Annotated in this window: 1 protein-coding gene; it reads right to left on the bottom strand. The window is 68.2% G+C overall.

The annotated features are described in order from the left end of the window. Window positions 1-262: 262 nt before the first annotated feature. Window positions 263-2,176 carry a bifunctional tRNA (5-methylaminomethyl-2-thiouridine)(34)-methyltransferase MnmC2/FAD-dependent 5-carboxymethylaminomethyl-2-thiouridine(34) oxidoreductase MnmC1 gene (gene mnmC / locus AC1D0Z_RS19965; RefSeq protein ID WP_477659911.1) on the bottom strand — a complete coding sequence of 638 codons (1,914 nt, stop codon included), beginning with the start codon at window positions 2,174-2,176 and terminating at the stop codon, window positions 263-265. Window positions 2,177-2,249 lie beyond the last annotated feature (73 nt).

The following is a 2,249-nucleotide window of genomic DNA, read 5'->3' as shown; positions in this document are numbered from 1 at the left end:
GAAATGGTCAAACGGGTGGAGGCATCACGCCCCGCCATCGCCTACCTGATCCTGACCGGCAGCCGCATCTCCCCCCTGGACACCGTGCGCGGCTGGTTTGGCGGCGCACGCGGCAGCCTGCGCAAACCGCTGCACCCCGGAAAGCTCAAACGCCTGCTGCGCAGCGTCGAGTGAAGGTGCTCATTACGCCTTGACTGCTATTTATTTGATAGCTGCTTGCGCTCGTCCCTTATAGGTTTGAAGCCTATTTTCCCTGGAAAATTCAGGTATTGACGATCAGCGCGGGCAGGGCATGCTGCGGCATCAGCGCTTCCGCCAGCCGCTGTTCAATCGGCAAAGGTTCCGCGTGCAGCTTCGCCGCCAGCAACTCCCCGCATAGCGCGGCAAATGTCAGCCCGCGTGAACCCATGCCGCTGCACACCCACAGGCCCGGGCTTTCTTCCAGCGGACCCAGCGCAGGCAAGCGGCTGGGCGTGGCGCAGCGCACGCCCGCCCAGGACTGAACCTTTCCTGGCTCAAACTGTTCGGCCAGTGCACGGGCGGTTTGCGGCAGCAGGGTTTGCAGCCGGCCGAAATTGTGCTGGTCGTCCTCAGGCCGTGTTTCGGCCTGGGTGTTATCGCGTTCAAAGCTGGAGCCCATGATCCAGGCCAGGCCGCCGGCCTTGCCGGACAAGGGCACGGCAGGCACAAGGCTGCCATGGCCGTTCACGGGAAAGGGCGGCAACGCATCGGCTGTGCCGGGCTCGTGCAGGCCCCAGCTCACCTGGCCCCGGATAGCCTGCAGCGCCAGCTCGCTGGCCTTGTTCGTTGCGGCGCTGGCTGCCAGTTCGAGGCTGGCAAACCCGGCCGCCACCACCACGAGTTCGGCGCGGGCCAGCTCCCGGCCCTGTGCATCCAGAACCTGCCATGCCCCCGAGGCCTGGTTCAGGCGGCTCACCGTTGATCGGCCGTGCGACAGCACACCCGGCCCCGCCAGCCAAGCGTCGACCAGGGCAGCCGGCCGGATCCAGCCAGCCTGCGCATGCCACAGCGCGGGCGTATCCGGCGGCAGGCCGCATTGCCTGAGCTGGGAAGCGTCGGCTGGCCCGGTCCAGTCGCCGGCGGCATCGGCCCAGTCTGTTTGCCAGGCTTCGGGCCTTTTGCGCGGGTGCTCCACCGCGTGCTCCAGCACGCCGGTGTGGCCCCAGTCGCCGGCCCGCAGCAAGGTTTCGGCCTGCTGCAGCGTGGCGCGAATGCCATGGCGCGACAGGCGCGAGAGCGGGTTATCGTCGGGCGAGACATGCGGCGCCAGCAAACCGGCAGGCAGGCCGGAGGCCCCGGCGGCGGGCTCTTCTGCTGCGTCCAGCACCACGACTTCCCAGCCGCGGCGCGCCAGGCTGGCCGCCACGGCCGCACCGGCCAGGCCGGCGCCAATCACCACGCAGCGGGCTGGTGTCCGGCGTGCGGGGGAGGGCTGCGCTTTTTTAGGTTCCCACGCCGGGTTGAATTCGCCCTGCAGGTTGTCCCGCTTGGGCGGAATGCCGGGCACCTTGTTGACCACAAATCCGCATTGCGCCAGAGCGTCGCGCACGCTGCGTGCGATCGTCCAGGTGGCAATGCGCGTGCCGCGCCGGCAGCAGCGCGCCACCGCCTTGAAGGTATGCAGGTCCCAGATGTCGGGGTTGCGCTGCGGGCTGAAGCCGTCCAGGTAGACCGAATCGGCCTCAAACGATTGCTCGCGCAGCACGGCCTTGGCGTCGCCGATGCACAGCGTCAGCAGAAGCTGGCCCCCCTCAAACACCAGCCGGTGAAAGCCCGGCAGCAGGCCCCATAGCTGGCGCTGCAGCTGTTCGGCGAAAGGCAGCAATTCAGGATGCGTTTGCGCGCTGCGCAGCACGTCGCCGGCGCTGGCCGGGAAGGCTTCGGTCGAGACGAAATGCAGCAGGCGGGGGCGCTCGGGGTCGGCTTTCCAGGCGGCCCAGGTCACGAGGAAATTCAGGCCCAGGCCGAAGCCGGTTTCAAGAACAGTCCATTGCGGCTGGCCTGCCCAGGCTTCGGGCAGGCCGCAGCCCTTGAGGAAGACTTCTTTGGCCTGGTCCAGCCCGCCCAGCTCGCTGCGGTAACGGTCGCCAAAGCGCGGGCTGTAGGGGCTGCCGCCGGCGGTGCCGTCGTCCAGCCACTCGATGCGCTCGGGCATGCCGCCGGATCAGGGGGCGGGGGTAGGGGGGACGTAGCCTTGTACTGCGTCGGCGCCGTCACCGAAGAAATGC

The organism is Polaromonas sp. P1_E3 (genome assembly GCF_056405935.1).
Note: the sequence above shows the minus strand (reverse complement) of the source record. Positions and strands in the feature narration are given on the sequence as shown.